Consider the following 294-nt stretch of genomic DNA (forward strand, 5'->3'; position numbering starts at 1 on the left):
TGTTGAGGATGTGCCACAGGGCGTTGTTCATCACGAGCAGCAAGCCGCTGCCCTGCAGAAAGCCCTCGAGCCATTCGGCCGTGGCGAGCGGGTTGATCGGGTTGCTGCAGGCCAGCGACAGCGCCTGCGCGGTCTGCACGACGCTCCAGTGTTCCTGATCGAGCAAAATGCGCACGGCGCGCCCGGCGATCAGGGCGTGCACCTGCACCCGCACGCATTGCGCCAGCGCGGCGAGCCAGTCGGCCTTGTGCCGCTCCCGTTGCAGCAGGGCGATGGCGCGGTCGGCCTGGATCC

1 protein-coding gene is annotated in these 294 nt (G+C 68.4%); it reads right to left on the reverse strand.

Annotated features, from left to right (window positions below):
- A partial coding sequence (locus tag D0817_RS27245) for a DUF5682 family protein (RefSeq protein WP_202866550.1) occupies positions 1-294 on the reverse strand: 294 nt, incomplete at both ends.

Origin of the sequence: Flavobacterium cupreum, assembly GCF_003996965.1 — a bacterium.
Lineage (GTDB): Bacteria > Bacteroidota > Bacteroidia > Flavobacteriales > Flavobacteriaceae > Flavobacterium > Flavobacterium cupreum.